The organism is Microcoleus sp. LAD1_D3, from assembly GCF_036702135.1.
GTDB lineage: Bacteria > Cyanobacteriota > Cyanobacteriia > Cyanobacteriales > Microcoleaceae > Microcoleus.
This window is the reverse complement of sequence record NZ_JAUBSB010000141.1, coordinates 1-2,516: the sequence shown is the minus strand read 5'-3', so window position 1 is coordinate 2,516 and position 2,516 is coordinate 1. Positions and strand designations below refer to the sequence as shown.

General features: G+C 37.8%; 1 protein-coding gene and 1 pseudogene. Both read right to left on the bottom strand.

Annotated elements, in window-relative coordinates; genetic code table 11:
- Positions 1-157 precede the first annotated feature (157 nt).
- The gene (locus QUA74_RS29590; RefSeq protein ID WP_333336318.1) at positions 158-895 is read right to left on the bottom strand and encodes a pentapeptide repeat-containing protein; all 738 of its coding nucleotides are present in this window, start codon (positions 893-895) and stop codon (positions 158-160) included.
- A 272-nt stretch (positions 896-1,167) separates the two neighbouring features.
- Positions 1,168-2,234: pseudogene (locus tag QUA74_RS29585) on the bottom strand (ISKra4 family transposase).
- Positions 2,235-2,516 lie beyond the last annotated feature (282 nt).

Sequence of the window (2,516 nt, the reverse complement as noted above, 5' to 3'; positions counted from 1 at the left end):
TCCCAAATGGTCTAAATTTACGATATTTATAGCTTCAGAGGGCTTTTTCATAGTTTTTAAGGTTGCTATACTGGCACAAATTATTATACCTTAAAAAAACCTCAAATGATTGCATAGCAATCATTTGAGGTTTTGGCAATTCTGAATTTCTTTGAAATTAAATCTGCTTGAATATCTGCGGAATGTGGGATGCAAACAGGCGATCGCGCGTTTCATCTTTTTCTGTGTCGGGATGGCATATTTCCAGAATACCCCATTTGTCTTGGTGGAATATGAGGAAATCTGGTTCTTGGTTTTGTCGGCCTGCGGGTGTTGTGAGGTGGGCTTTGGAGTTAGGGAAAAAGAGGGTGTTTGTGCGATCGAGCGCTTCGGCTATTTTAACTGGTTCTTGGCTGTGAAAGCGCAAATCATTCCAGTGATAAATGCGTTCTTTTATGCTCGACAAAATTCCCTCGTTATGTGCGTCTTCAACCTTGATGATTTTATCTGATGCCGTCTTATTATCAGTTATAATTGCACCGTGTAAATCTGCCGATGAATCTGATTCACTTAAGTTTGCGAATAATACTCTGGAGCCGCTTAAGTTAGCACCGCTGAGATTAACTCCTATAACTTGAGTTCGATGTAAAGTCACTTGATGGCGCCGCAAGTATCGTTTTATAACTGCTTTAATATTACTTTTTTTTACTTTTTCCTCAAAAGCGTCTGAGAGTAACTTCCAGAGTTTATAGCCAGCGGCTTTAATATATTCATCATATTTAGAAAGTTTAGCTATTTCCTCATAAGACTGTCTGCCTTCCCAGGACTGTTTGAAAATTAGCTCTTGCACGTCGTTTAACTGTTCGTCGTCATCTAGGACTGTTTCGACAATGGCGAGAGCTTCATCCACAGTCATGGGTTAAATCCTCTTAAAGGTAGTGTCCGAGTTGAGGTTGTGCTCGCATGGTTTATGACACTTTGATCGTACGCGCACATTGCTGTGGATGGATTTTAGCACACTCTCCAAGATGTTGCTACTATTTCTCACTTTTTGTCACTTTTTATCACTGACAAAGATGAAGTTGACTCATTAGAATACTTAAATGTCAGCAAAGGGCTGGCGTTCATTTTTACAAATTACCATACCAAAGGAGTTGACAAAGGGTGCATCTCACTTTTGCAGATACATCAAGTAGAAAGTTGACCATTGAGATAAGCACAGCGAAGAGAAAGGATAGAGGAAACACTCTCGATATTCCACTGCGCTCCCGATAATTTCACCCAAGCGTCCAATCCGTTTAATCGTTGATTCCACTGTTCCAGAACCGATAGAACTTAAAGATTCTTCTTTATAGTATCGGTAGTTAACTATTCGGTTGCGATGGAACTCTAAATAATTGCAAAATGTTTTAAATCCTTTTCTTTTCAACTCTTTAAATAAATTGATAACTTCATTAACTTGACCCGACCATAACAGACTTTCGGCTTGTTTTAATCGTTTCAATGAACCCCCGGCTTTGTACAAAGTTTCTTTCAGATGATACCAATCTAAGATTTTTTGTCTTTGTTCAGTCCCTCCAATTTCTTGAAACAAGTTCCAAATTCCGGGATGACTATCCCCTATACAATATATAAAATGTAGCAATTTTTGGCGATTACTCCAATCAATTAAATCTTGATTATTTTGAAAGAATGCTCTGCCATAAACATTATCTAAACACACGGCTTTATAATCTTTCTAATAACATGGCTCACCCTTGTTTTCGTTTCGTAGCCTGACTTTATCTCCATCTAAGGTAATTTCTTGGACTCCTTGTTTAGATGTAGGCAATTCAAATTCTTGGCTGTTTACTAATCTCTGTAAGGTACTATGAGAAACTGGGATTCCTGTGAATGTTTCTAAATCTTTTTCTCCTTTTTCATAAGACTCGTTGGCGCGGATTATCAGAGCGCACTTTTCCATCATTGGACTGAGTTGACTATAAGGTTTTAGCCCGAAATATTTCGCCTGATTGTCTGTAATATTCAGCAACCCGACTAATGATTTTACGGTTCGCTGTCTTCCTGTTTTAATTCCTGATACTTTTGAAAAAAAACCTACCTAGTTCTGGCCCAACTTCTTTTAACATTTTTTGACGTAGAGAATTTTCGATACTTTCAAAATTTGAAAGTTCGGTTGAATCTGTATTTCTGTAAAGAATTTCTGCTACCCCTTTTAAGTGTGCTTTTAGGCGTTGTTGGTCTTCGGGTGTCATTTTTTTTACCTCATCTTTTTTCACAGTTTTACTAGCTTTTTCATTTTAGCCCTTTTTCATATATTTGCCCTGGGGGGGTAACAACCAGCCTGAAACCCATACCTTTGTAAGGATTGAGCCCATGTGTGCTAAAAAAAGATAGGCAGCATAATTGTTACACGCTTGCCTATCTCAAAAATAATGATACCGACATTCTACCTCATTCATTAGACCTCTTGCAAAATAATTTTATGATATAATGGAAAGTTTTGCTTGACTGGATTGAATCCCAACTATTAACTT

Coding starts and splice junctions, on each gene's coding strand:
- QUA74_RS29590 (WP_333336318.1), bottom strand. CDS start 895: ATGACTGTGGATGAAGCTCTCGCCATTGTCGAAACAGTCCTAGATGAC.